The organism is Paraburkholderia pallida (genome assembly GCF_004524855.1).
In the GTDB taxonomy this organism is placed as follows: Bacteria; Pseudomonadota; Gammaproteobacteria; order Burkholderiales; family Burkholderiaceae; genus Paraburkholderia; species Paraburkholderia oxyphila.
Genome location: NZ_CP038150.1, coordinates 97,259 through 118,845 on the forward strand (window position 1 = coordinate 97,259; position 21,587 = coordinate 118,845).

19 protein-coding genes are annotated in these 21,587 nt (G+C 64.9%); 11 read left to right on the top strand and 8 right to left on the bottom strand.

The features are described from left to right. Together E1956_RS27155 and E1956_RS27160 are read left to right on the top strand one after the other, a co-directional pair. Entirely contained in the window at positions 1 to 1,173 is a 1,173-nt protein-coding gene (locus E1956_RS27155; RefSeq protein WP_134755057.1) for an FAD-binding oxidoreductase, read from the top strand. A gap of 61 nt (positions 1,174 to 1,234) precedes the next feature. Further along, positions 1,235 to 2,359: a DUF2817 domain-containing protein gene (locus tag E1956_RS27160; RefSeq protein ID WP_134755059.1), complete on the top strand. Its 1,125-nt coding sequence runs from the start codon at positions 1,235 to 1,237 to the stop codon at positions 2,357 to 2,359. 301 nt (positions 2,360 to 2,660) lie between these two features. On the opposite strand, the gene E1956_RS27165 is transcribed toward E1956_RS27160, so the two are convergent. Continuing rightward, positions 2,661 to 4,019: an NAD(P)/FAD-dependent oxidoreductase gene (locus E1956_RS27165; protein WP_134755061.1), complete on the bottom strand. Its 1,359-nt coding sequence runs from the start codon at positions 4,017 to 4,019 to the stop codon at positions 2,661 to 2,663. A gap of 101 nt (positions 4,020 to 4,120) precedes the next feature. Here E1956_RS27165 and E1956_RS27170 point away from each other — a divergent pair, with 101 nt between their 5' ends. Then, the gene (locus tag E1956_RS27170) at positions 4,121 to 5,074 is read left to right on the top strand and encodes a LysR family transcriptional regulator (RefSeq protein WP_134755063.1); all 954 of its coding nucleotides are present in this window, start codon (positions 4,121 to 4,123) and stop codon (positions 5,072 to 5,074) included. A gap of 846 nt (positions 5,075 to 5,920) precedes the next feature. Here E1956_RS27170 and E1956_RS27175 read toward each other — a convergent pair. Then, positions 5,921 to 6,865, bottom strand: coding sequence for a LysR substrate-binding domain-containing protein (locus tag E1956_RS27175; protein ID WP_134755065.1), 945 nt, complete (start codon positions 6,863 to 6,865; stop codon positions 5,921 to 5,923). Positions 6,866 to 7,049: 184 nt separating this feature from the next. Here E1956_RS27175 and gtdA point away from each other — a divergent pair, with 184 nt between their 5' ends. The 4 genes from gtdA (at position 7,050) to E1956_RS27195 (ending at position 10,796) form a co-directional block, all read left to right on the top strand. Next, positions 7,050 to 8,096: a gentisate 1,2-dioxygenase gene (gene gtdA / locus E1956_RS27180; protein ID WP_134755067.1), complete on the top strand. Its 1,047-nt coding sequence runs from the start codon at positions 7,050 to 7,052 to the stop codon at positions 8,094 to 8,096. Between the two features lie 97 nt (positions 8,097 to 8,193). Continuing rightward, on the top strand, positions 8,194 to 8,892 hold the full coding sequence (locus tag E1956_RS27185; protein ID WP_134755070.1) for a fumarylacetoacetate hydrolase family protein: 699 nt from the start codon (positions 8,194 to 8,196) through the stop codon (positions 8,890 to 8,892). A gap of 33 nt (positions 8,893 to 8,925) precedes the next feature. Then, positions 8,926 to 9,567, top strand: a complete 642-nt coding sequence (gene maiA / locus E1956_RS27190) for a maleylacetoacetate isomerase (RefSeq protein WP_134755072.1) — start codon at positions 8,926 to 8,928, stop codon at positions 9,565 to 9,567. Between the two features lie 20 nt (positions 9,568 to 9,587). Next, positions 9,588 to 10,796: a 3-hydroxybenzoate 6-monooxygenase gene (locus E1956_RS27195; RefSeq protein ID WP_134755074.1), complete on the top strand. Its 1,209-nt coding sequence runs from the start codon at positions 9,588 to 9,590 to the stop codon at positions 10,794 to 10,796. Between the two features lie 15 nt (positions 10,797 to 10,811). On the opposite strand, the gene E1956_RS27200 is transcribed toward E1956_RS27195, so the two are convergent. Then, on the bottom strand, positions 10,812 to 11,765 hold the full coding sequence (locus E1956_RS27200) for a LysR family transcriptional regulator (protein WP_134755076.1): 954 nt from the start codon (positions 11,763 to 11,765) through the stop codon (positions 10,812 to 10,814). A gap of 207 nt (positions 11,766 to 11,972) precedes the next feature. On the opposite strand from E1956_RS27200, the gene E1956_RS27205 reads away from it, so the two are divergent. The 4 genes from E1956_RS27205 to E1956_RS27220 all read left to right on the top strand — a co-directional run bounded on the left by E1956_RS27205 (position 11,973) and on the right by E1956_RS27220 (position 15,963). Next, on the top strand, positions 11,973 to 13,115 hold the full coding sequence (locus E1956_RS27205; protein ID WP_043288652.1) for a M20 aminoacylase family protein: 1,143 nt from the start codon (positions 11,973 to 11,975) through the stop codon (positions 13,113 to 13,115). A gap of 132 nt (positions 13,116 to 13,247) precedes the next feature. Then, positions 13,248 to 14,555 carry an MFS transporter gene (locus E1956_RS27210; protein ID WP_232072021.1) on the top strand — a complete coding sequence of 436 codons (1,308 nt, stop codon included), beginning with the start codon at positions 13,248 to 13,250 and terminating at the stop codon, positions 14,553 to 14,555. A 29-nt stretch (positions 14,556 to 14,584) separates the two neighbouring features. Then, positions 14,585 to 15,664, top strand: coding sequence for a porin (locus E1956_RS27215; RefSeq protein ID WP_134755080.1), 1,080 nt, complete (start codon positions 14,585 to 14,587; stop codon positions 15,662 to 15,664). 17 nt (positions 15,665 to 15,681) lie between these two features. Beyond that, complete coding sequence (locus E1956_RS27220; RefSeq protein WP_134755082.1) at positions 15,682 to 15,963, top strand: HU family DNA-binding protein; 282 nt, start codon at positions 15,682 to 15,684, stop codon at positions 15,961 to 15,963. A gap of 71 nt (positions 15,964 to 16,034) precedes the next feature. Here E1956_RS27220 and E1956_RS27225 read toward each other — a convergent pair whose 3' ends face one another. The 5 genes from E1956_RS27225 to E1956_RS27245 all read right to left on the bottom strand — a co-directional run bounded on the left by E1956_RS27225 (position 16,035) and on the right by E1956_RS27245 (position 21,412). After that, positions 16,035 to 16,490 (bottom strand): carboxymuconolactone decarboxylase family protein, encoded by a 456-nt coding sequence (locus tag E1956_RS27225; RefSeq protein ID WP_134755084.1) that lies wholly within the window; start codon positions 16,488 to 16,490, stop codon positions 16,035 to 16,037. 207 nt (positions 16,491 to 16,697) lie between these two features. After that, positions 16,698 to 18,560, bottom strand: coding sequence for an LVIVD repeat-containing protein (locus tag E1956_RS27230; protein ID WP_232072023.1), 1,863 nt, complete (start codon positions 18,558 to 18,560; stop codon positions 16,698 to 16,700). 52 nt (positions 18,561 to 18,612) lie between these two features. After that, positions 18,613 to 19,653, bottom strand: coding sequence for a porin (locus tag E1956_RS27235; protein ID WP_134755086.1), 1,041 nt, complete (start codon positions 19,651 to 19,653; stop codon positions 18,613 to 18,615). A gap of 407 nt (positions 19,654 to 20,060) precedes the next feature. Continuing rightward, positions 20,061 to 20,999 carry a 2-hydroxyacid dehydrogenase gene (locus tag E1956_RS27240; RefSeq protein WP_134755088.1) on the bottom strand — a complete coding sequence of 313 codons (939 nt, stop codon included), beginning with the start codon at positions 20,997 to 20,999 and terminating at the stop codon, positions 20,061 to 20,063. Continuing rightward, on the bottom strand, positions 20,996 to 21,412 hold the full coding sequence (locus E1956_RS27245) for a VOC family protein (protein ID WP_134755093.1): 417 nt from the start codon (positions 21,410 to 21,412) through the stop codon (positions 20,996 to 20,998). The genes E1956_RS27240 and E1956_RS27245 overlap by 4 nt, the downstream gene beginning before the upstream one ends. Positions 21,413 to 21,587: the final 175 nt, after the last annotated feature.

Below are 21,587 nucleotides of genomic sequence, written 5' to 3' on the forward strand. Positions count from 1 at the left end.
ATGAATGATGTCGTCAACACGGGGGTGGCATTGGCGAGCCGCGCGCCCTCGGGCTTTCGGCGCTTGCGCGTGAGCGGGCGGCGGCGCGAAAGCGCCTCGATCGTTTCGTTCGAGCTCGTGCCCGCCGATGGCGAGGCCTTGCCGTCGTTCGTGGCGGGGCAGTTCGTTACGTTGCGCTTGCCCTTGCCGTCGGGTGAAAGACTGCTGCGCACATACAGCCTTTCGGGTGATCCGGCAGACGCTGCGCGCTGGCGCATCTCCGTCAAGCGCGAACCGGCCCCGCCGGGCCGCGACGACGTGCCGGCGGGACGCGGCTCGTCGTACCTGCACGACGCGGTGCAGGTGGGGGACGAACTCGATGTGGCCGGGCCGGCGGGCGCGTTCGTGTGCGGCGACGACACCACGCGGCCCGTCGTGCTCATGAGCGGCGGCGTGGGCTTGACGCCGCTCGTGAGCATGCTGCATCGGTTGCGGGCGATGGACGAGGCGCGGGACCGGCGTGTGTACTTCATTCACGCCTGCGAGAACGGCGCGGTGCACGCGTTTGCCAGCGAGGTAGAGGCGGTCGCGGGGGCGTGTCCAAATGTGCATACGCACGTCTGCTATCGGCAGCCTTCTGGCGAGGACCGTCTCGCACCGAGGTTCGACAGCGAAGGGCTCATTTCGCGCGAGACCTTGCAACGCCTGCTGCCGCTCGACGACTACGAAGTGTATCTATGCGGGCCGCCCGCGTTCATGCAGGCCAACTGGCGGCTCCTGCGCGGCCTCGGCGTCGCGCGCGAACGCATCCACTACGAGTTTTTCGGCCCCGCGACCGTGCTGGAGGCCGAGGCCGAAACTGCGCAGGAAACACTATCTGACGCGGCAGAGCCGCTCGAGAACGAACGGCAAATAGATGCGAACGCAACGATAGTGAAATTCCACCCCAATGCGCCCGCCGTCGCGTGGGACACGCGTTGCGAATCGTTGCTCGAACTCGCGGAGCAGCATGGCTACGCGGTGCCTTTCAGTTGCCGCATCGGCATTTGCAATACCTGTGTCACGCCGTTGGCGGAAGGCGGCGTCGAATACACGACCGCGCCGCTCGACCCGCCGCCCGAAGGCAGCGTGTTGCTCTGTTGCGCGAGGCCTTCGGGTAACGTTACGCTCGCGTTGTCCGAGACACCCGCATGAAGCAGCGCAGCCCCCGCAAGACGGCACGACCCCACAACACGCTTGATGATCAGAGGACTCCATGAAGCCAGGCTTTCCCGTCGAAGCGGATTTCGACGCCCAGCGCCAACATTTCCTTCGCGCCGCGCAAGCGGCGGGCGCCACCGTAACGAGCTATGCGCACCCCCTCAAGGGCCCGAAGGGCGAAGCGCTCGCGACAGAGGTCGCCTGGCTTGGCGATCCGGCCGCGTCTCGCGTGCTGGTCGCCATCTCGGGCACGCACGGGGTGGAGGGCTATTACGGCTCCACGTGCCAGACGCAGTGGCTGCACGAGCTGGCCGCGCGGACCTTGCCCGACGACGTGGCCGTGCTGATGGTGCACCTGATCAATCCGTGGGGCACCGCGTGGGTCAGGCGCGTGAATGAAGACAACGTCGATCTGAATCGCAACTATGTCGATTTTGGCGCGGAGTTGCCGGTCAACGCGCGCTATGAGGCGTTGCACGAGATTTACGCCTGCCGCGATATCGATGGCCCGCAGCGCAAGCAGGCCGACGCGCTGCTCGCGAGCCACGTCGAATCGCTCGGCTGGTCGGGCGTGCAGGCGATCGTGGGCGCAGGGCAATACCGCCATGCGGATGGACTCTTTTATGGCGGGCAAGCGCCTACCTGGTCGAACCGGACCTTGCACGAGATCGTCCAGCGCTTCCTCAAGCGGGCTCGGGTCGCGATCTCGTTCGACCTGCACACGGGTGCGGGTGCGTTCGGCCACCCGATGCTGATGGCGATCGCGCAATCGGCGTATCCGGCGCTGGCCGACGCGCAGCATCTCTACGGCCCATGGCTCTACACGCTGCTCACGCACGCGGATGCCGCCATCAGCGAAACCGGCGTGGTCGCACGGGCGACGGGCTATGCCTCGCAGGCCTTGCTCGACGCGTTGCCGGATACGCACCTGATGCAGCTTGTGATCGAATGCGGGACCTATCCGGAAGCGCCCATGCACACGGCCTTGTGTGACGACCACTGGCTGCACCTGTATGGCGACCCGCACGATGCGCGAGGCCGTGCGATCAGCCGCGCGTTGTTCGAGTCGTTCTTGCCCGCCGACGCCAACTGGCGCGAGCTCGTGTGGTTGCGCACGCGGCAGATCTGGGAGCGGGCGCTGACGGCGCTGCCGGGCATCGCGCCCAACGGAGCTTCTTAAAGCGGGTGTTCATGAAGCGGGCCTCATGAACCGGGCGTCGATCTGCTAGCATCGCCGCGTGAACGTCCATGCCCGCTCCATTCGTTACTTCGACATGATTTGCCGCTGCGGCTCCATTCGCGAGGCCGAGCGGTGCGCTGCCCGATACACCGAAAATGCTAGCGACTGAAAACGCTTACATCGCCGGGCGCGCATGTGAACGTTTCAAACATCGGATACTCGCACGGACGATCTGCATTAGAGTGGCGGCGAAGCGCAAATCGGGAGCGGTGGATCCGATGCGCTTCGCCATGGGCCATGGTCAGTGCAGCTTGATCGAGGGCCGGCCATAGCTGTGCAGCACCTGGCCCAGCGTCTGGAGCAGCGTACGTCCGATACCATGCACGCCCGAAAGGTGCTTGCGATACAGCAGCCGGTACAACCCCGCCGCAGCCGGCCCATCGACGATCACCGAGCGCGCGCTCACCCGAAGGTCGGCCTGGTAGAGCGCGCCGGACTGGCCGAGCGAGACCACGGTGCCGGCGTCGCGAAACACGAAGCCCGCGACCGGCTTGCCGGCCAGGCGCCGCGCGAATGCCTGGCTCAGGTAGACCGCTTGCTGGTGCGCGACCTGGGCGCGTGGCGGCAGGTACGCGCTCGAAGCACCGGACGGGCAGGCGGCGCAATCGCCGAACGCGAACACGTGCGGGTCGTCAGGCGTTTGCAAGGTATCCGTCACGATCACCTGATTCGACGCGCTGAGCGCCAGTCCATCGATCGAGCGCAGCATCGCGGGCCCGGCCACGCCGGCGGCCCAGATCGTCATATCGGCGGGCAGTCGCTCGCCGCTCGAGGTCACGATCGCATCTTCCTCGACGCGAGCCACACGCGTGCTGGTCAGCACATCGACATGCAGGCGCTCGAGTTGTGCCTGCGTGCGCTCCGAAATGCGCGGGTCGAGCACCGGGAGCACGCGCGGCGCGCCTTCGATCAGACGAATGCGGACATCGCGCACGGGATCAAGCGCCCTGAAGCGATACGCCGCGAGCTGGCCGACTGCGTGCCGCAGCGCCGCTGCCAGCTCCACGCCGGTCGCGCCCGCACCGATCACGTTGATGCACACGGGCCGTGCGGGCGATGGAGCGGGCGCATCGGCGAGGTGATTGACCTTGGCGCACGCGGCCAGGAACTTCTTGCGGAAGTCCTCGGCGTGCCCGACATGCTCGAGCGGGAGCGCGTGACGCGCGGCACCGGGCACATTGAAGAAGTTGGTCACGCTGCCGACGGCCAGCACGAGATCGTGATAGTGCATTTCCCGTTGCGGAACGATCTGGGTGCCATCCTGATCGACCACGGCGCCGATGGTGGCGATGCGGCGAGCGCGATCGACGGCGCGCAATTCGCCCTGGACGAACTCGAAGCCATGGCGCTTGGCCTGAGCGGCGTATTCGATGGTGTGCGAGGCGGGATCGCGGTGACCGGAAGCGGCCTCATGCAGAAGCGGCTTCCAGAAGTGCGTCGGCAGGCGATCGACGAGCACGATCTGCGCCTGGCCGCGCCGGCCGAGCGTGCTGCCGAGGCGCGTGGCGAGTTGCAGACCACCGGCGCCGCCGCCGACGATGAGGATGCGCGGGGCGCTAGCCGCGCGCGCCTTGGAGGGGAAGTCAGGGATGGGGGCCACGGTTGTCCTCCAGAATTTATTCGGTTCAAATGTGTCGCTACTGGATTCCAGGATATCGTTTCATGTACCAAAGAACAATTTAATGTTTCTAGGTGACCTATATGCATTCACTAATAGGAAAGGCGGCGACGTTCCGGCAACTGAAGGCGCTCGATATGGTCGTGCGCACGGGGAGCGTGTCGCGCGCGGCGCAGGAACTGCATCTCACACAGCCGGCAGTATCGTTGCAGATCCGCTTGCTGGAGGAGGCGGTGGGCACGGCATTGCTGCAACGGGTGGGGCGTGGCGTGGAGCTGACGACGGCGGGCGAGATCGTGGGCCGCTATGCGCGTGAGATCTTGCATCTGTGGCGCGATGCGGGCGACGAGGTGGCGGCGCTGAAGGGGGAGTTGGGGGGCACGTTGCGTATTGGAGCGATTACCACCGCGGAATATCTGATACCGCCTCTGCTTGTGAGGTTTACGGCTACGCGGCCTCATGTGAAGACGTATTTCAAGGTGGGCAATCGTGAGGAGATCATTCGCATGCTGGCTACGCATGAGATCGATCTGGCTGTCATGGGGAGTCCGCCGAAGGAGTTGCGGACGCATGCTGCGGAGTTTGCCAAGCATCCGATGGTGTTTGTGGCTGCTCCGGAGCATCCGCTGGTGCAGCGCAAGCGCGTTTCAATGAAGGATCTGGAGTCGGCGCATTTGCTGGTGCGCGAGCGTGGAGCGGGGACCAGGACGACCGTCGAGGGGCTTTTTAAGGCGTCTGGGCACCGGTTTCATGTGGGGTCCGAATTATCGAGCAATGAGGCCATCAAGCAGATGGCGGAAGCCGGGCTCGGTGTCGCGTTTTTGTCGCGGCATGCTTGCGCGCTGGAATTGCGGGCTGGGTTGTTGAAGCAGTTGCCGTTTCCGGGGAATCCCGTTGAACGGGAATGGTATGTGGTGACGCTCGCGGATCGGAGAATTTCCCAGGTTACTGGGTTGTTTCGGGATTTTCTTATTGAGCAGGGGGCGCCTGTGATTGATCTGGCAGTGGCGGGTGCCGGCGAGCGGCGGCGTAAATAGGCTGTTCTTGAGGCGTTATCGCAGCCTGGATCGTTGGCCTTAACTTGTTTTCGCGGCGGGCCGCAAGCGTTGCCCCTGTGCGGGGCGGCACCTACTTTTCTTTGCCGCGGCAAAGAAAAGTAGGCAAAAGAAAGCCGCTCAAACCGCCAGTGTGACGCAGTTCACCACTGCCCTGTATATCGGAGCGGCTCCGGGGCGTCTGTCACCACTTGCTACTCGCCGGAGTGACTAAGGGCTCATCCATCCGGCGGCGCTCCGCGTGCCGTGGGGCATAGCCAAAACCGGTGGGGTGCGCGCGTTTTCGTAGGACTCCAGCTTATTCGATCGGCCGCTCGCCCACGCATTCGCCAGCCAGCACGCCCGTGCATTCACCAATCAGCACTCCCCCGCATTTGCCGATCAGCACTCCAGCGCATTTATCGGTCAGAATCCCAGCGCATTTATCGGTCAGAATCCCAGCGTATTAGCGATCAGCACTCCCGCGCATTTACCGGACAGTACCTTCGCGCACTTACCGGGCGGCGCTCTCAGTGCATTTGCCGGCCCGCCCGCCCGGTTTTCCTTGCAGACCCTTCCGCCCGCGCGTAGCGCGCGGCGGGAAGGATGAGCCCCTTGTCACTAGGGTGGGATGCGCGAGGAGACGGATGCCCCGGAGCCGCTCCGATATACAGGGCAGTGGTGGACTGCGTCACACTAGCGGTGTGAGCCGCTTTCTTTTGCCTACTTTTCTTTGCGGCTGCAAAGAAAAGTAGGTGCCGCCCCGCACAGGGGCAACGCCTGCGGCCCGCCGCGAAAACAAGTTAAGGCCAAAGCCATAAAAAAATATCAGACTACGATATAACCCAATCACATATTAAGATTCGCCTGCCAGGCAACACTAGCCTGATCCGCATAGGCGCGCAACGCTTCAAGCGCCATAGCAACCGCAACGCGGTTCTCATTCTCCGCCAACCAATACATGGAAACCGACCCAAACCCTTCAAGCTGCATAGGCAGAATCCGAATAGCATTGAGCTTCTCAAATCTTAGCGCGGCGCGATGCGACGCAACCCCCACCAGATCGGTGTTATTGAGCAAAGTAAGATTGAGCAACGAAGAATTCGACTCAACACAATGCGTAGGCAACGCATGCCCCGCAGCGGCAAGCGCAATCTCCATAGCAATGCGCACAGGCGTGCCCTGAGGCCAAACGATCCACGAATACGCGAGCACATCCTCCCAGCCGAGCGCAGCCTTTTCCGTAAGCGGATGATGCGGCCTCGAAACAAAATTGATCGGCTCCGTATAGAGCGCCTCCACCTGCAGCAACGGATCGTCATACTGCTGCCCGGACCGGCCAACCACAATATCCAGCTCCCCCCGCGAGAGCTTCGGCAACAACTGATCCATCGTGCTTTCAACAAGCCGCACATGCGCGCGCGGCATGCGCTCAAGCAACCGCGAAACAGCAAGCGGCACCGTATCCGCCGCCGCCACCCCGGAAGTGCCAATGCTCACGAGGCCGCTCCCACCTTCCCGCAACGCGTGCATATCGTCACGCGCCGTATCGAGCTGCGCCTCGATGCGCCGCGCGTGCTCGATCATCGCCTCCCCGTACGAGGTGGGCCGCAAGCCGCGCGCGTGCCGCTCGAACAGCGGCAGCCCCAAATCCTCTTCCAGCTCCTTCAGCCATTTCGACAGCGCCGGTTGCGTCGTATTCAGCGCCACGGCCGACTGGCTCAGGTTGCCAGTGTCCGCGAGGCTCAGCAGCACCTGCAGATGGCGCAAACGCAGGCGGTGGGTCCAGTCCATCAGGCAATCCTCCCGTCGATCCCGTTCTGGCACTCAAGGTATATCCAGAATCATATGGATTAGATGAATTTATCATTTTACGCGATATAGGTCGTTCGCCTATAAATCGTCTACCGGGCCAATCGAAGCGACGCGCCGCCAACTGGCGCGCCAGGCCCAGCCAGACACCAAAAAGGAGACGCGAATGACCCGCCACCATCCGGACGCCTCGCGCGCGGCCTATTACGAGCAGATCGCCCAGCAGCGCCTCGCGCCGCTTTGGGAGTCGCTGCACAGCCTCGTGCCGAAAACGCCCCAGCCGAAGGCGCTGCCCGCGATCTGGAAGTACGCGCAGGTGCGCGATCTCGTGATGCAGGCCGGTGCCCTGATCAGCGCCGAAGAGGCCGTGCGCCGCGTGCTGGTCCTCGAAAACCCCGGCCTTCCCGGCAAGTCGAGCATCACCCCGAACCTCTACGCCGGGCTCCAGTTGATCCTCCCCGGCGAGATCGCCCCGAGCCACCGGCATACGCAGTCGGCGCTGCGCTTCATCGTCGAAGGCAAGGGCGCCTGGACGGCCGTAAACGGCGAGCGCACGACGATGCACCCGGGCGACTTCATCATCACGCCGTCGTGGACCTGGCACGACCACGGCAATCCGTCCGTGGAAGACGGCGGCGAGCCCGTCGTGTGGCTCGACGGCCTCGATATCCCGCTCGTCGCGCACATGGACGCCGGCTTTGCCGAGAACTTCCCCGAAGCGACGCAGCCCGTCTCGCGGCCCGAGGGTGACAGCTTCGCGCGCTTCGGCCACAACATGGTGCCCGTGCGGCACCGCGTATCCGATCCCACTTCGCCGATCTTCAGCTACCCGTATGCGCGCAGCCGCGAAGCGCTCGACACGCTGTACCGCCATGGCGATCTCGACGAGTGGGACGGCGTGAAGCTGCGCTACGTGAACCCGGCAACGGGCGGCTGGCCGATGCCGGACATCGCGACCTTCATGCAATACCTGCCCGCAGGCTTCAAGGGCCGCACCTTCCGCAGCACCGACGCAACGATCTACTGCGTCGTCGAAGGCAAGGGCACGGTCAAGATCGGCAACGACGAGTTCACGTTCGAGCCGCATGACGTGTTCGTCGTGCCTTCCTGGGCGAACGTGAGCCTCTCGGCGCAGGCGGAAAGCGTGTTGTTCAGCTATTCGGATCGTCCCGTGCTCACCGCCCTGAATCTGCTGCGCGAAGAACGCAGCTAAGCACGGCCGTTCTGGCGGCCGTTATTGGACCCTGGTTGTTTCGCGCGCGCCGCTGGCGGCGCGCGCTTCACCCCTTATTTGCCGAGTCGAAATCATCATGGCTTTTGTCTTCCCGCCCGAGGCGCCCGTTGCCGTTCCTGTCGCCGGTAGCGACGCCCAGTTCGCAGTGCGCCGCGTCTATTGCGTGGGCCGCAACTACGCGGCGCATGCGCGCGAAATGGGCTTCGATCCCGATCGCGAGCCGCCGTTCTTCTTCTGCAAGCCCGCCGATGCGGTCGTGCCCGTCGCTTACGGCGAAACGCTCGAACTCGCGTACCCGTCGCAGACGCAGAACTACCACTACGAAGCCGAGCTCGTTGCCGTGATCGGCAAGGGCGGCTCCGATATCGGCGTCGATGAGGCACTCGAGCACGTCTGGGGTTATGCCGTCGGCCTCGACATGACGCGCCGCGATCTGCAGATGAAGATGCGCGAAATGGGCCGCCCGTGGGAGATCGGCAAGGCGTTCGACCGTTCCGCGCCGATCGGCCCGATTCATCCCGTGAGCGCAGTCGGCCACTTCGAGCAGGCCGGCCTCTGGCTGACGGTCAATGGCGAGACGAAGCAGAAGAGCGATGTCTCGCACCTGATCTGGTCGGTTGCGGAAACGGTGTCGTATCTGTCGAAGTTCTTCCGCCTCGAACCGGGCGACGTGATTTTCACGGGCACGCCCGAGGGTGTCGGCGCCGTGAAGGCCGGCGAGACGATGAAGGTCGGCGTCGAGCGCCTCGGCGAAATCGCCGTGCACGTTGTTTGATTCGTAGTCCTGTATTCGATGGAAGGCGTCGCCATGCAACTCCATAGCTTCTTCAACAGTTCGACCTCTTACCGAGTGCGCATTGCGCTCGGGCTCAAGGGACTCGCGTACGACACGCTGCCCGTCAATATCCGCGTCGGCGAGCACCGCGCCGCGGATTATGTGGCCAACGTCAATCTGTCCGCTACGGTGCCCGCGCTCGTCGACGGCGATTTCAAGCTCGGCCAGTCGCTGGCCATTCTCGATTACCTCGACCAGCGCTATCCCGAGCCGCGCCTGATCCCGCTCGAGACGCATTCGCGCGCGCGCGTGCTGGAACTCGCGCTGCTGATTTCGTGTGACATCCATCCCGTCAACAATCTGCGCATGCTGCGCTATCTGGAAACGGAGCTGAAGGTCACGCCGCAGCAGAAGGCCGCGTGGTATCGGCACTGGGTCGAGGAGGGCATGGCGGGCGTGGAGCGCATGCTCGCGCGCAGCGCCACCGGTCCGTGGTGCTTCGGCGCGCAGCCGACGCTCGCGGACGTGTGCCTCGTGCCGCAGATCGCCAACGCGCTGCGCATGGATTGCGATCTGAGTGCGTATGCACGCAGCCTCGCCGTCTATGAGCACGCTTCGCAACACCCGGCGTTTGTCGCTGCACAGCCGCAGCGTCAGCCCGATTACATCGCTTGATTGCAGGGCAGGAGACAGCCATGAGTGAGACAAACAGCAAGAGCCGGCGCGTGCTCGTGATCGGCGGTGGCATTGGCGGTCTCGCGGCCGCGCTGGCGCTCGCGCGCCAGGGCATTCGCGTGCAGCTGCTCGAGCAGGCCCCCGAGATCAAGGAAATTGGCGCGGGCATTCAGCTCGCGGCGAACGCGTTCAATGCGCTCGACGCGCTGGGCGTGGGCGCCGCAGCGCGCAGCCGCTCCGTATTCACCGACACCATGATGCTGATGGACGCGATCGACGCGCACGAGGTGGTGCGCATCGACGTCGGCGCGCCGTATCGCGCGCGCTTCGGCAATCCGTACGCGGTGATTCATCGCGCGGATATTCATCTGTCGATTCTCGAGGCCGTGCAGGATCATCCGCTGATCCAGTTCCGCACCGACACGCAGGTCTGCGGGATGGAGCAGGATGCCGATGGCGTCACGGTCATCGACCAGCATGGCGAACGTTACCGCGCCGATGCCGTGATCGGTTGCGACGGCGTGAAGTCGGAGATCCGCAAGGCGCTGATCGGCGACGAGCATCGCGTGACGGGGCATGTGGTGTATCGCGCTGTCGTCGACGTTGCCGACATGCCGAAGGACTTGCAGATCAACGCGCCGGTGGTCTGGGCCGGCCCGCACTGCCACCTCGTTCACTATCCGCTGCGCGGCGGCCAGCAATACAACCTCGTGGTGACGTTTCATAGCCGCGAGCAAGAGGAGTGGGGCGTGCGCGAGGGCAGCAAGGAGGAAGTGCTTTCGTATTTCGAGGGCATTCATCCGCTGCCGCACCAGATGCTCGACCGGCCGAAGTCATGGAAGCGCTGGGCCACGGCGGACCGCGATCCCGTCGAGCGCTGGAGCTTCGGGCGCGCGACCATCCTCGGCGATGCCGCGCATCCGATGACGCAGTATCTCGCGCAAGGCGCCTGCCAGGCGCTCGAGGACGCCGTCACGCTGGGCGCTGCCGTGGCCGCGACCGATGGCGATTTCGAGGCGGCGTTCAAGCTCTACGAGCAGGCGCGCATCCCGCGCACGGCACGCGTGCTGTATTCGGCGCGCGAAATGGGGCGCATCTATCACGCGAAGGGCGTGGAGCGCCAGGTGCGCAATTCAATGTGGGTCGGCCGCACGCAGGAGCAGTTCTATGACGCGCTGCAGTGGCTGCATGGATGGCGCGCGGAGGATTGCCTCAAGGGCGTGGTGTGAAGCGCGTGGCTGAATTCACATCAGCAAATCGAGCATGCCGAACAAATCCCGGTCAACGGGATTCGCGGATCGCGCTCGCTGCCGGATGACGCCACGCAAGCAATCCAGGAAGCATTCGGCGGGCGCGCCGGGCACCGAATTGCGCCGGCTGACGATGCTGACATTGCTGGTTTGAAAGCGCTCGACAAGCGGCAGGACGTGCACCCAGCCGCCCGCCGCTTCCGTGGCCAGCATGGGCCGCGGACAGAAGCCGAGCATCTCGGCATGCCGGACCAGATCGAGCAGGAACGCGGCCGAATGCGCGCAATGCAGGCGGCGCGGCTCGATGTCGATGCCGTGTTGCCAGAACAGATCGTTCAGCAGCGCAGGCCGGGTCGCGACAGTGAAGTTCAGCGCCCAGTCATAGTCGCGCAGCTCGGCCATCGACGTGGCGTGCGAGGCCGGGTGACCGCGCCGCACGATGACACAGGTGTCGTAGGCAAAGAGCGGCTCGCTCTCGAACTCCTGGGCCGGCATGGCCGTCGTGTGGGGCACCACGGCGCAATCGATCACCCCCTCGCGCAGACGGGGCAGTGTCACGGCCGTGAGTCCCTCGAAGATCTCCAACTGCACGTTCGGCATGCGCTCGCGAAAGCGCATTAGCGCCTGTGGCACGAAGGTGTGCATGATCCACGGCGTGACGGCAATCGAGAGCCGCCCCACATGATCGCCGCGCAATTCGGCGAGCTCTTCGTCGGCTCGCCGTAGCTGGCCAAGCACGAGCCGCGCATGGCTGAGCAACTTGTCTCCCGCCGCAGTGAACACGATGCCGCTCGCGTTGCGCACGAGCAGCGGCAGTTTCTGCTGCGTCTCCAGCTCGCGCAGCGTCTTGCTGACGGCGCTTTGCGACAGGCCGGCGAGCCGCGCGGCCGCGCGGATGCTGCCCGTATCCGCGACTGCAACGAGCGCTTCCAGTTGATGGACTTTCATGAATCAGACAATGGAATGGGGTCCGGACCGATTGGAGCGTCCTGACCGCCCGGGGTGAACACCAAAAGTATTCAGGATATCGCTTTTGGGACTTCCTGGGCACTGCGGGTCCGCCTACCATCGCTTCCTCGCCCATCAGGGGTAGTCGCTGCCCCCACGTCTTACGCGAGGAGACCCGCTGTGCCAAATATCGTCGTTCCGCCCGGCATGCGCGCCATCGAAGCAGAAATGGTCGCGCTCCGTCACGAGATTCATGCCCATCCCGAACTGGCTTTCGAGGAAGTCCGCACGGGCGACCTCGTTGCTGACTGCCTGCAGCGATGGGGTTATGAAGTGCACCGCGGCCTCGGTCGCACGGGTGTCGTCGGGACGATGCGCAACGGCGAAGGGCGCTCGATCGGCCTGCGTGCCGACATGGACGCGCTGCCTATCCAGGAAGCGACGGGCCTGCCCTACGCGAGCAAGCTCGAGGGCAAGATGCACGCGTGCGGGCACGACGGCCACACGGCCGCTTTGCTCGCCGCCGCGAAATACCTGGCCGAGCACAAGCCCTTCAAGGGCACGCTGAATCTGATTTTCCAGCCCGCCGAGGAAGGCCAGGGGGGCGCCCGCGAAATGCTCGAAGACGGCCTGTTCGAGCGCTTTCCCTGCGACGCGATCTTCGCGTTGCACAACATGCCGGGCATTCCGGTCGGCAAGTTCGGTTTCGTCGCGGGGCCGTTCATGGCGTCCTCGGACACCGTCACCATCCGGGTGATTGGCAGGGGCGGCCACGGCGCCGTGCCGCACGCGGCGGTCGACCCGGTCGTCGTGTGCGCATCGCTCGTGATGGCGCTGCAAAGCGTCGTCGCGCGCAACGTCAATCCGCTCGACGCGGCCATCGTGACGGTCGGCTCGATACAGGCTGGCCAGGCGCCCAATGTGATTCCCGACAGCGCGCAGATGCGCATCTCCGTGCGCGCCTTCCGGCCGGAAGTGCGCGATTTGCTGCAACGGCGCATCACGACGCTCGCGCAAGCCCAGGCCGAGAGTTTCGGCGCGCGTGCCGAGGTGCATTACGACCGGCGCTATCCGGTGCTAGTCAATCATCCGGACGAAACGGCGCTGGCGCGCGACGTCGCGCGCGAATGGCTCGGCGAAGAGGGGCTCGTCGAGGACATGAAGCCGTTGACCAACAGCGAGGACTTCGCGTTTCTGCTGGAAGCGCGCCCCGGCTGCTACCTGATCACCGGCAACGGAGAGGGCGAGGGCGGCTGCATGGTTCATAACCCCGGCTACGACTTCAACGACGCCTGCCTGCCGCTTGCCGCCACGTACTGGGTCAAGCTGGTGGAGCGCTTTCTGGCCTGAACTGAAGGGCGCAGGCGCGGCGCGTGTGCGCGCGCCGAAGCGCGATGGGCCGCCGATCGCATAACCGGTACGTAGTGCAGAATATGTTACGAGGAGACAGATGTGAGCCCAAAGGCCACCCCATCCCCAGCCATGCTTCGTAGAGTGGTTGCCGCCGCCGTGCTCGGCAACGCCTTCGAGTGGTACGACTTCGCGATCTATGGTCTGTTCGCCGCCATGATCGCCAAGCTGTATTTTCCCGCTGGCGGGCCGATGACCTCGCTGATGCTGGCGCTCGCGACCTTCGGCGTGGGCTTCGCGGTGCGCCCCGCAGGCGGCATCCTGATCGGCATGTACGGCGACCGCGTGGGCCGCAAGCGGGCGCTCTCGCTCACGATTACGCTGATGGCGACTGGTACAGGCATGATCGGCTTGATTCCGTCCTATGAGCGCATCGGTATCGCTGCACCCGCGTTGATCGTGCTCGCACGCATGATTCAGGGGATCTCCGCGGGCGGCGAGTTCAGCGGCGCGACCACGATGCTGATCGAGTTCGCGCCCGCGCACCGGCGCGGCCTGCTCGGCAGCTTCCAGATGTGCGCGCAGGCGCTGTCGTTCCTGTGCGGCGCGGCGACCGTCTGGCTGCTGACGGACCTCCTCACGGCTGCGCAGCTCGAATCGTGGGGATGGCGGCTGCCATTTCTGTTCGGCATCCTGATCGGTCCGCTGGGCTGGCTGATTCGCTCGCGCGTAGACGAATCGCCGGAGTTTGTCGCTTGCGTGGCGGCGAAAACCGGTGCCAAAGCGGGCACAGGCGGCCATGGCGAGGCGAAAGAGGCCGGCTCGGGACTGCGCGATCTTTTCACGAAGCACGCGCGTGCATTGTTCGCGAGCACGGGCGTCTGCGTGGTCGGCACGGTGTCGGCCTACATGTTCGTGATTTTTCTGCCGCTCTTCGCGAAGCAGCTGGGCGTGCCCGCCGCGCAGGCGAACCGCGGCACCTTCATCGCGATGGCAATCGTGTTCGCGGTGTGCCCGCTCGCGGGCCATCTCTCGGACCGCTTCGGGCGCAAGGCCGTGTACCTGCCCGCCACGATCGGCTACGGCCTGGTGGCGTGGTGGCTCTTTCATCGCTTCGCCGCTGCACCTTCCGCCGGCACGTTGCTGGCGCTGCAGGCGGGCGTGGCGTGCTTCATGGGCCTGCTCTGGGGCCCCATGCCCGTGATCCTCGCCGAGGTGTTTCCCGCCGCGGTGCGCTCGACGGCGGCCGCGCTGGCCTACAACGTCGCGGTGCTGGTGTTCGGCGGCCTTGCCCCGTTCGTGAACGTCTGGCTCGTGAAGCTGAGCGGCAGCAATCTCGCGCCGATCTATTACGTCGAGCTCAGCGTCGCGATCGGCCTCGCGAGCGGCCTGCTGCTGCCGGGAATCTTGAAGCCGGACTGGCGCACCAGCCCGGCCTGAACATAAAACCCAATGGAGTGAGACAGTCAATGAAGGGGTACGCAGTTGCAGCCGTTCTGCTACAAGCTTTTTCCGTGCAGGCCTATGCCCAGTCTTCGGTGACGGTGTACGGCAGCATCGACAACGGTATTACTTACGTCAACAACGTGGCGGGCAAGTCGAGCGTCATGGAGCAGGGCGGCATCAGCCGCGCCAACGCGTTCGGCCTGACCGGCACCGAGGACCTCGGCGGCGGCATGGCCGCTTTGTTCAAGCTCGAAAACGGCTTCTCCGCCACCACCGGCGCAACGGGCCAGGGCGGCCTGATGTTCGGCAAGCAAGCCTACGTGGGCCTGCGTGACAACAACCTCGGCACGCTGACGTTCGGCCGCCACTACGACTTCACGGTGCTGCTGGAACCGTACATGCCGTGCATCGGCTGCGGCATCTATGCGGTCGAAAACGCGGACCTCGACCGCATTTCAGGCGAGCGCCTGAACAATAGCGTCAGTTATCGCAGTGCGGCGTTCGGCGGGCTCTCGTTTGGCGCGATGTACGCGTTCGGCCAGTACGCGGGACCGTTGACGATGAACGCGGGCCGGGCTTACAGCGGGATGGTCCAGTACCAGCACGGCCCGTTCTCGGCAATGGCGGTCGTGACCGACATCAACGGCGCGCCCATCGGCGCGGGGCAGCTTGGCGCGCATACCGTGCTGGGCTTGCCGGTGCAGCCGAACACCACGTTCATCGTCGACAACCAGCGCATTGCGGCCCTGGGCGCGTCGTACAAGCTCGGCGCGTGGACGCCGTCGCTCACGTATTCGAACACGCAACTCAAGGAGCGCGGCCTGGCGTCGACCGACCAGTTGCTGCGCCTTGGCACGACGTATAGCGTGACGCCCGCGACCTTGCTCTCCGCCCAGGTCTCCGTCGACCGGTTCGAGCAGTCGCGGTGGTACACGCTCAATCTGGGCCTCGACTACGCGCTCTCGCATAGCACGGACGTCTACATCGACCTGGCGGCGCAGAAGGCGTCGGGGCCCGAAACGACGGCGTCAATTTTCCTCGCTGGCACTTCGTCGGCTTCGGACCAGTTCCTTTCGCGTGTCGGCATCAAGCACGTATTCTGATGCGGGGAGAGCATGGTGTGAACAGGCGTGAATTGATCGATGCCGTTGCATTCGCTACGGGTCTAAACAGGGCTGTCGCCGGCGAAGCGATCGATGGGCTGGTTGGCGCCATCACGAAGGCGGTTGCCAGAGGCGATACGGTGCAGCTAATCGGTTTCGGTTCGTTTAGCCGGGGCAAGCGCGGTGCTCGCGTTGGAAGACATCCCGTGACGGGCGAGCAGACCAATATCGCGGCGACGAGAACGGTGAAGTTCACCGCAGGCAAGAACTTCAAGGACGCGCTGAACGCGCACCGGTAGCACGGGCAGGGCGGGCCGCTTCCGGCGCGAAGCGGGCCGCCCTGCGTCGGATACAGTGTCCGTTACGCGAATCAGCCCGCCTGGAACACGCCGGCTTCCCACGCAAACGGCTTTGCGATCCGGTTCCACGTGTTGATCTGCGCGACGGCCAAGGTCAGGTTCGCGAGCGCGTCGCGATCGAAGTGCTCGTAGGTCGCCTTGACGAGTGATTCGCCGATCTCATTCTCGCTGATCAAGGTCAGCGCTTCGGCCCAGCGCAGCGCGGCCTGCTCCTTCGCGCTGTAGAGTTGCGGGGTCTCGTGCCAGACCGGCAACAGGTTATAGCGCAGCGGATCTTCGCCCGCATGGACCCCTTCCTTGATGTGACGGTCGAGGCAGTATGCGCAGCCGTTCAACTGCGAGACGTGTGCGCGGACCAGCTCCAGCAGCTTGAAATCGAGACCGGTGGTGTTCACATACTGCTCGACGCCGATCACGGCTTCGACCAGCTTGGTCGGTAGTTGTCCAAAAGAAATACGTTCTGGCATGAAATGTCGATCCTGGAGGATGGGTAGATCGTTTCGCGGCGTTACTCACTGTGCGGGCAGCCGTGCCGCGCAGAACGGCTGCTCGATGCACGTGAGATCCTATCAAGTCGCATTCCCTGCGGCACCCTCGCGTCGAGCATGGTGTACATATAAAAGGACGAATGTCCTCCGGGCGCCGCCGTTGCGGCGCCCGGCCCGCGTGCGGGATCAGCGCGGCGGCCAGGCCCTGGCCGGCATGCCCAGCACGGGTTCGCCAAGCAGCGGCGTCGAAAGCGCATAGGCGCCGTTTTCCGTGAAGGCCCAGATGATGTTGCGGTCGTACTCGGTGTAGATCGCCAAGACGCCTTTGCCGAGCGTGTAGGTGGGCAATTGCGACTCGTCCGCGAGCGCGGGCACGAAGTACCCGGCGATCTTCGGATGCGCGGGGTCCTTCACGTCGAAGATCTGCACGCCGGCGTTGTAGTACGAATACGGCACGATGCCCTGGCGCCAGCCGCCGGGCTGGCCGATCGCATTGGCGCGTTTCGGTCCGAAGTTGCCGCCGCGCTGGCAGAAGTCGGTGAACGGCGCGCCTTCGGGCACTTCGGGACGAGGCAGCGTGGTCGCCACTTTCAGATGCGCCGGATCGCGCGCGTCGATCACGTAAATGTCCTTGAACGGCTCGTAGCAGTCGCGATTCATCGGATAGCCGTTGGTCAGCACGTAGCCGGTGCGCGCGTACTGGCTCACGTCGGCGTTGTCGAACTCGGTGCCCGCGTAGCTCGGCGGCGTGTTCACGCTGCTGAGGATCTTCGGCTTCGCCGGATTCGACAGATCGAACGCGTAGAAGCCCAGGCCGCCCATCGCGCCGAAGCCGATCTTGCCGCCGTTCTCGAGCGGCTTGGGCAGGAAGATCGGATTGCGCGAGCCCATCCACGACGTGCGGTTGCCCGCGCGCGGATTCATCAGGTAGGCGTCCTCATCGGCCTTGTTGCCGAGGACCTGGCCCGGCACGGCGATCTGCGTCACGAATACGGGGTTGGCGGGATCGGACATGTCCCAGACCTGGTAGCCCGGCGAGTACAGATAGTTCGGGTATTCGGTGAGCGCGTAGCTGTCGTTGGGCGCCGACGACACGAGCATGTACTTGCCGCCGTAGTATTCGGGCGCGTCGAGCGAGCCCGAGCCCTGCTGCTGGCCGATCGGCGCGTTGGGGTGCTGGTAGTCGGTCGTGCGCGTCGCAATGAGCTTCCACTGGTTCGGCAGCGGGCCATCCATCTCGAACACGCGGAAGCCCTTGAGCGAGTTGTAGTGACGCTGCGCCGCCACTTTCTCGGGCTGGTCGATCTTCTCGGTCATGAGCCCGTAGCGGCCGATCTCGAACGACGCCACCAGCACCGGCTTGCCGAGCTTCTTGCTCCACGCGATCGTCGCGCCGCCAAGGTAGCCGTGAACGTTGTTGGCGTCGAACGGCTCGCTCGAGCCCTTCGGCCCCCACACGCCGCCGCGCGAGTACACGACTTTGCCGTGCACGGGATCGGTCACGTCCATGATGCGCAGATAGTCGCGGTCGTGGATGTAGAGATAGCGGTGCCCATCGAAATCGATGATGTTGTTCCAGGCGTGGAAGGGCGAATCCACACCGGGATAGAACGCCAGCACCTTCACGTTCTTCGTGTAGCTGTTCTTGTCCCACGTGGTCATCTCGCCGGGGAAGCGCTGGCCCTGGTGCACTTCGGGCGTCGCCTTCGGCCAGACGAACTTGCCGGTGGCCGGGTCCATGCCATAGTCGACGCCGGGCTTGAGCGGCACCGGGCGGCGCTCGGGCGTGAGGCGCAGCCAGCCCGCGAGCCAGGGATCCTGAACGTTGGGCTCGCCCGGCGTGCCGCTCGCTTGCGGCGCGCTGGCCGCCGCAGCGGTGTGGGCGGCGGCTGCTTCGTCGGCGCTGGCCGTTTGTGCGCTTGCGGCGAACGTCGCGGCCGCGGCCGCGATGAGTGCGAGCGTCGAGCCTCTGGCCAGCACGGCCTTGAGATCTTTCAAATCCTTCGGGTGCCGATGGTGCCAATGTTGCCGACGGCGGATGACTTGCATGTGTGCTCCTTTTATCGTGTGGCGCGGTGCTTGGCGTGGCGCGCGCCCTGAATCAGAATGCGTGACGAATGCCAAGCTGGAAGCCAGACGGATTCTGGCCGGCGTTCGGGTAGGCCTGGAACGTGACCGGATACGGCACGGCCACGTTATGGCGGTTCCAGACGTGCGCGAAGGTCGCGTACAAATCGGTGCGCTTCGAGACGCCGTAGAGATAGCCAACCACGGCGCCCGTCGCGGTGCCCACTTTCACGTTGTTGTCGTCGTGGCGGTGGACCACGCTCGCGTAAAGGCGGTTGCGCCCGTCGATGTTCCAGCGCGCGCCGAGTTGCACGTCCCAGCCCTGCGAACTGAACGCGACATACGGCGGATACGCGTAGTAGCCGTTATAGGTGTGATAGATGAGCGTCGGCTCGAAGCCGCCGAAGCGATAGACGGCCGAGAAATAATTGTCGCGTGACGAATGAATCTCCGACGCGTTGAAGATGTCGCGCGTGTACTGCAGCTCGCTCACGGCGCCGAGGAACACCGGGCCGTTGCGGTAGTCCGCGCCGGTGCTGAGGAAGCGGCCCGCGCGCGTGCCGTCGCCCACGCCCGTGGTGTACATGATGCGGCCAGTGAAGCCGTAGAACGTAGGCGTCTTGTACTGCATCGCATTGTCCACGCGATACGACGCGTAGAAGAACTCCATGTTGTCGACCATACTGAAGTCGGCGGCCCAGCTCGGGTCGGCGTAGCCCGCGATCCAGTACGAAGGCGTGAACTGGCGGCCAAACGTAATCTCGCCCCAGTTGCCCTTGAGCCCGACGAACGACTGACGAAATTGCGCGGACTGCACACCGGTATTCGCGGAGAACATGGGCTCGATCGTGAACACGGCCTTGTTGCCGCCGCCAAGATCCTCCACGCCGCTCAGGTTGAAGCGCGAGTTGTTCAGGCCGCCGCTCGACATGCGCCACACGTTGCCGCCGGAGCCCGAGGAAATCAGATGCTCGATGTTCAGGTCGACGTAACCGGACAGCCAGATGCTCGACTGGGCGTACGCGCCGGCGCTGGCACAGAGTGCGACGCCCGCCACGAATACCTTCTTTTTCATTCGATCTCCAGATGATTATCGTTCTGTGTGTGTGCGCGCAATGGGCTTCGCGCACCGGGCGTCGATGCGCCTCGTCGTCGTCGGTTGCGGCTGCTTTCGGCTTTCGCTGCGAGCGCCGCACCGTTCTGGCTTGCGTCCGTTTGCGTGTGACATCCTTCGTGTATACACAAACGTGAAAAATTATACGGACAGAAAATAATAAATTCGTAGCGTTATTTTTTTATACAAAGCGGCGATTTCGTTATAGCGGGTTCACCCTGATACGCGGCACGCGCACGCGGCGCGGGGGCATGCGCAGCGCGCCGCGCCACGGTTGCGGGCACGGCAAGTGCGAGCCTGCTGCTCGCGCGAACAGGCCGTGGATCGTGAAGGAAAGCGCGCGCATGATGCAGGCGCGCCATGGTGTCTCAACGCGGGGAGACGGCTTGCTCGACGCGCTCGCCATGGAAATGCTGTGCGAGGCTCGCGAGCAGCGCATCGCGCTGCGCGAGCCACGAGGCGGGCGAGCGGCCCGCGACGTGGGGCGTGACGAGCACCTCGGGGTAGGCGAGCAGCGCGGGCGGCACATGGGGCTCGTCTTCGATCACGTCGAGTCCCGCGCCCGCGATTTCGCCTGCGTGCAAGGCGTCGAGCAGCGCCTGCGTGTCGATCACGGAACCGCGCGCGACGTTGATCACGTAGCCGCGCGGCCCCAGCGCGCGCAGCACCGCGCGGTCGATCAAATGACGGGTGGCCGGCCCGCCATGGCATGCGGCGACGAGAAAGTCGCTAGTGGCCGCGAGCTCAACGAGGCTGGCGTAGTAGCGGCCGGGCGCATCCGCATGCGGCGAGCGCCCGTGATAGCCGATCGACATTTGAAAGCCCTGCGCGCGCGCCGCGATCAGCCGGCCGATGCGCCCCATGCCGATGATGCCGAGCGCCGCGCCCGCGAGCGTGGGCCGCGCATCGCGCGAGGCCTGCCATTGCCCGTGCCGCACCGCCTGCGTGAGCGGGGCGTAGCCGCGTGCGAGCGCGAGCATGAGGCCGAACGCATGATCGGCGACGGTGGCCGCATTCGTGCCGGGCGCATGCGCGACGACGATCGCGCGCCGCGCGGCCGCCGCGACATCGACGTTCTCGTAGCCCGCGCCAAACGCGCAGACGATCTCGAGCGCGGGCAATGCGGCCATGCGCGCTTCGTCGAGTCCCGTGGAGCCGTTCGTCACGACGGCGCGCACGGTGTGGGCGCCGTCGTTGCCGGGCAGGCTGCCGTCCGGGTGATAGTCGACCGTGTAGTCGCGGCGCAGCGCGTCCAGCGTCGCATCCGGCAGCGCGATCAGCGCGAGAACTCTGGGCGGCGCGCTCACGGTTGCGCGCCGCCCGGCACGACCTCCTTGACCGCGCCTTTCCAGCCGTTCGCGGTGATGTCGAACACGGTGCCGTCCGGCATGCGGTACTTCACTTCGTAGAACACGTTCGGATCCTGCTCGTGGCGGCCGGTCAGGTAGGTGCCGCCCGCGGCCACGACGCGCGCGGCCGTGGCCTCGACGTCGTCGACCCACATGCCGAAGTGAATCACGCCGCGCACGTCCTTCAGGCCCGCGTAGCCGGGCACCGTCTCGTCCTTGAAGTTCAGCAGCGCGACGTTCATCGTGCCGTCCGTCATGTAGATCCCGCGCATCGCGTTGCCCGCGCGGCGCATGCCGAACGCCTCTTCGAAGAAGCGCGCGGCGGCCTCGGGGTCTTCGACCGAGAGCGCGATATGACGAAGCTTGTCCATGGAAAGTCCTCGCAAAAAGGTGTGGGCGGCGCGCGCCGCCGAGGGAGTTTCCGCGACTGTCGCGCAAATCGGCTCAAAACTTCATTGGGTATACTACGTACGTCTTGTGTATACACAAAAGAATTTTTCTATACCAGAATGACTCCCGTTCGCCGCTCGAGGTCATGCAACGGAG

Excerpts from the sequence above, each read along its gene's own strand:
- E1956_RS27155 (WP_134755057.1), top strand. The coding sequence starts at position 1 with ATGAATGATGTCGTCAACACGGGGGTGGCATTGGCGAGCCGCGCGCCC.
- E1956_RS27160 (WP_134755059.1), top strand. The coding sequence starts at position 1,235 with ATGAAGCCAGGCTTTCCCGTCGAAGCGGATTTCGACGCCCAGCGCCAA.
- E1956_RS27170 (WP_134755063.1), top strand. The coding sequence starts at position 4,121 with ATGCATTCACTAATAGGAAAGGCGGCGACGTTCCGGCAACTGAAGGCG.
- E1956_RS27175 (WP_134755065.1), bottom strand. The coding sequence starts at position 6,865 with ATGGACTGGACCCACCGCCTGCGTTTGCGCCATCTGCAGGTGCTGCTG.
- gtdA (WP_134755067.1), top strand. The coding sequence starts at position 7,050 with ATGACCCGCCACCATCCGGACGCCTCGCGCGCGGCCTATTACGAGCAG.
- E1956_RS27185 (WP_134755070.1), top strand. The coding sequence starts at position 8,194 with ATGGCTTTTGTCTTCCCGCCCGAGGCGCCCGTTGCCGTTCCTGTCGCC.
- maiA (WP_134755072.1), top strand. The coding sequence starts at position 8,926 with ATGCAACTCCATAGCTTCTTCAACAGTTCGACCTCTTACCGAGTGCGC.
- E1956_RS27195 (WP_134755074.1), top strand. The coding sequence starts at position 9,588 with ATGAGTGAGACAAACAGCAAGAGCCGGCGCGTGCTCGTGATCGGCGGT.
- E1956_RS27200 (WP_134755076.1), bottom strand. The coding sequence starts at position 11,765 with ATGAAAGTCCATCAACTGGAAGCGCTCGTTGCAGTCGCGGATACGGGC.
- E1956_RS27205 (WP_043288652.1), top strand. The coding sequence starts at position 11,973 with ATGCGCGCCATCGAAGCAGAAATGGTCGCGCTCCGTCACGAGATTCAT.
- E1956_RS27210 (WP_232072021.1), top strand. The coding sequence starts at position 13,248 with ATGCTTCGTAGAGTGGTTGCCGCCGCCGTGCTCGGCAACGCCTTCGAG.
- E1956_RS27215 (WP_134755080.1), top strand. The coding sequence starts at position 14,585 with ATGAAGGGGTACGCAGTTGCAGCCGTTCTGCTACAAGCTTTTTCCGTG.
- E1956_RS27225 (WP_134755084.1), bottom strand. The coding sequence starts at position 16,490 with ATGCCAGAACGTATTTCTTTTGGACAACTACCGACCAAGCTGGTCGAA.
- E1956_RS27230 (WP_232072023.1), bottom strand. The coding sequence starts at position 18,560 with ATGCAAGTCATCCGCCGTCGGCAACATTGGCACCATCGGCACCCGAAG.
- E1956_RS27235 (WP_134755086.1), bottom strand. The coding sequence starts at position 19,653 with ATGAAAAAGAAGGTATTCGTGGCGGGCGTCGCACTCTGTGCCAGCGCC.
- E1956_RS27245 (WP_134755093.1), bottom strand. The coding sequence starts at position 21,412 with ATGGACAAGCTTCGTCATATCGCGCTCTCGGTCGAAGACCCCGAGGCC.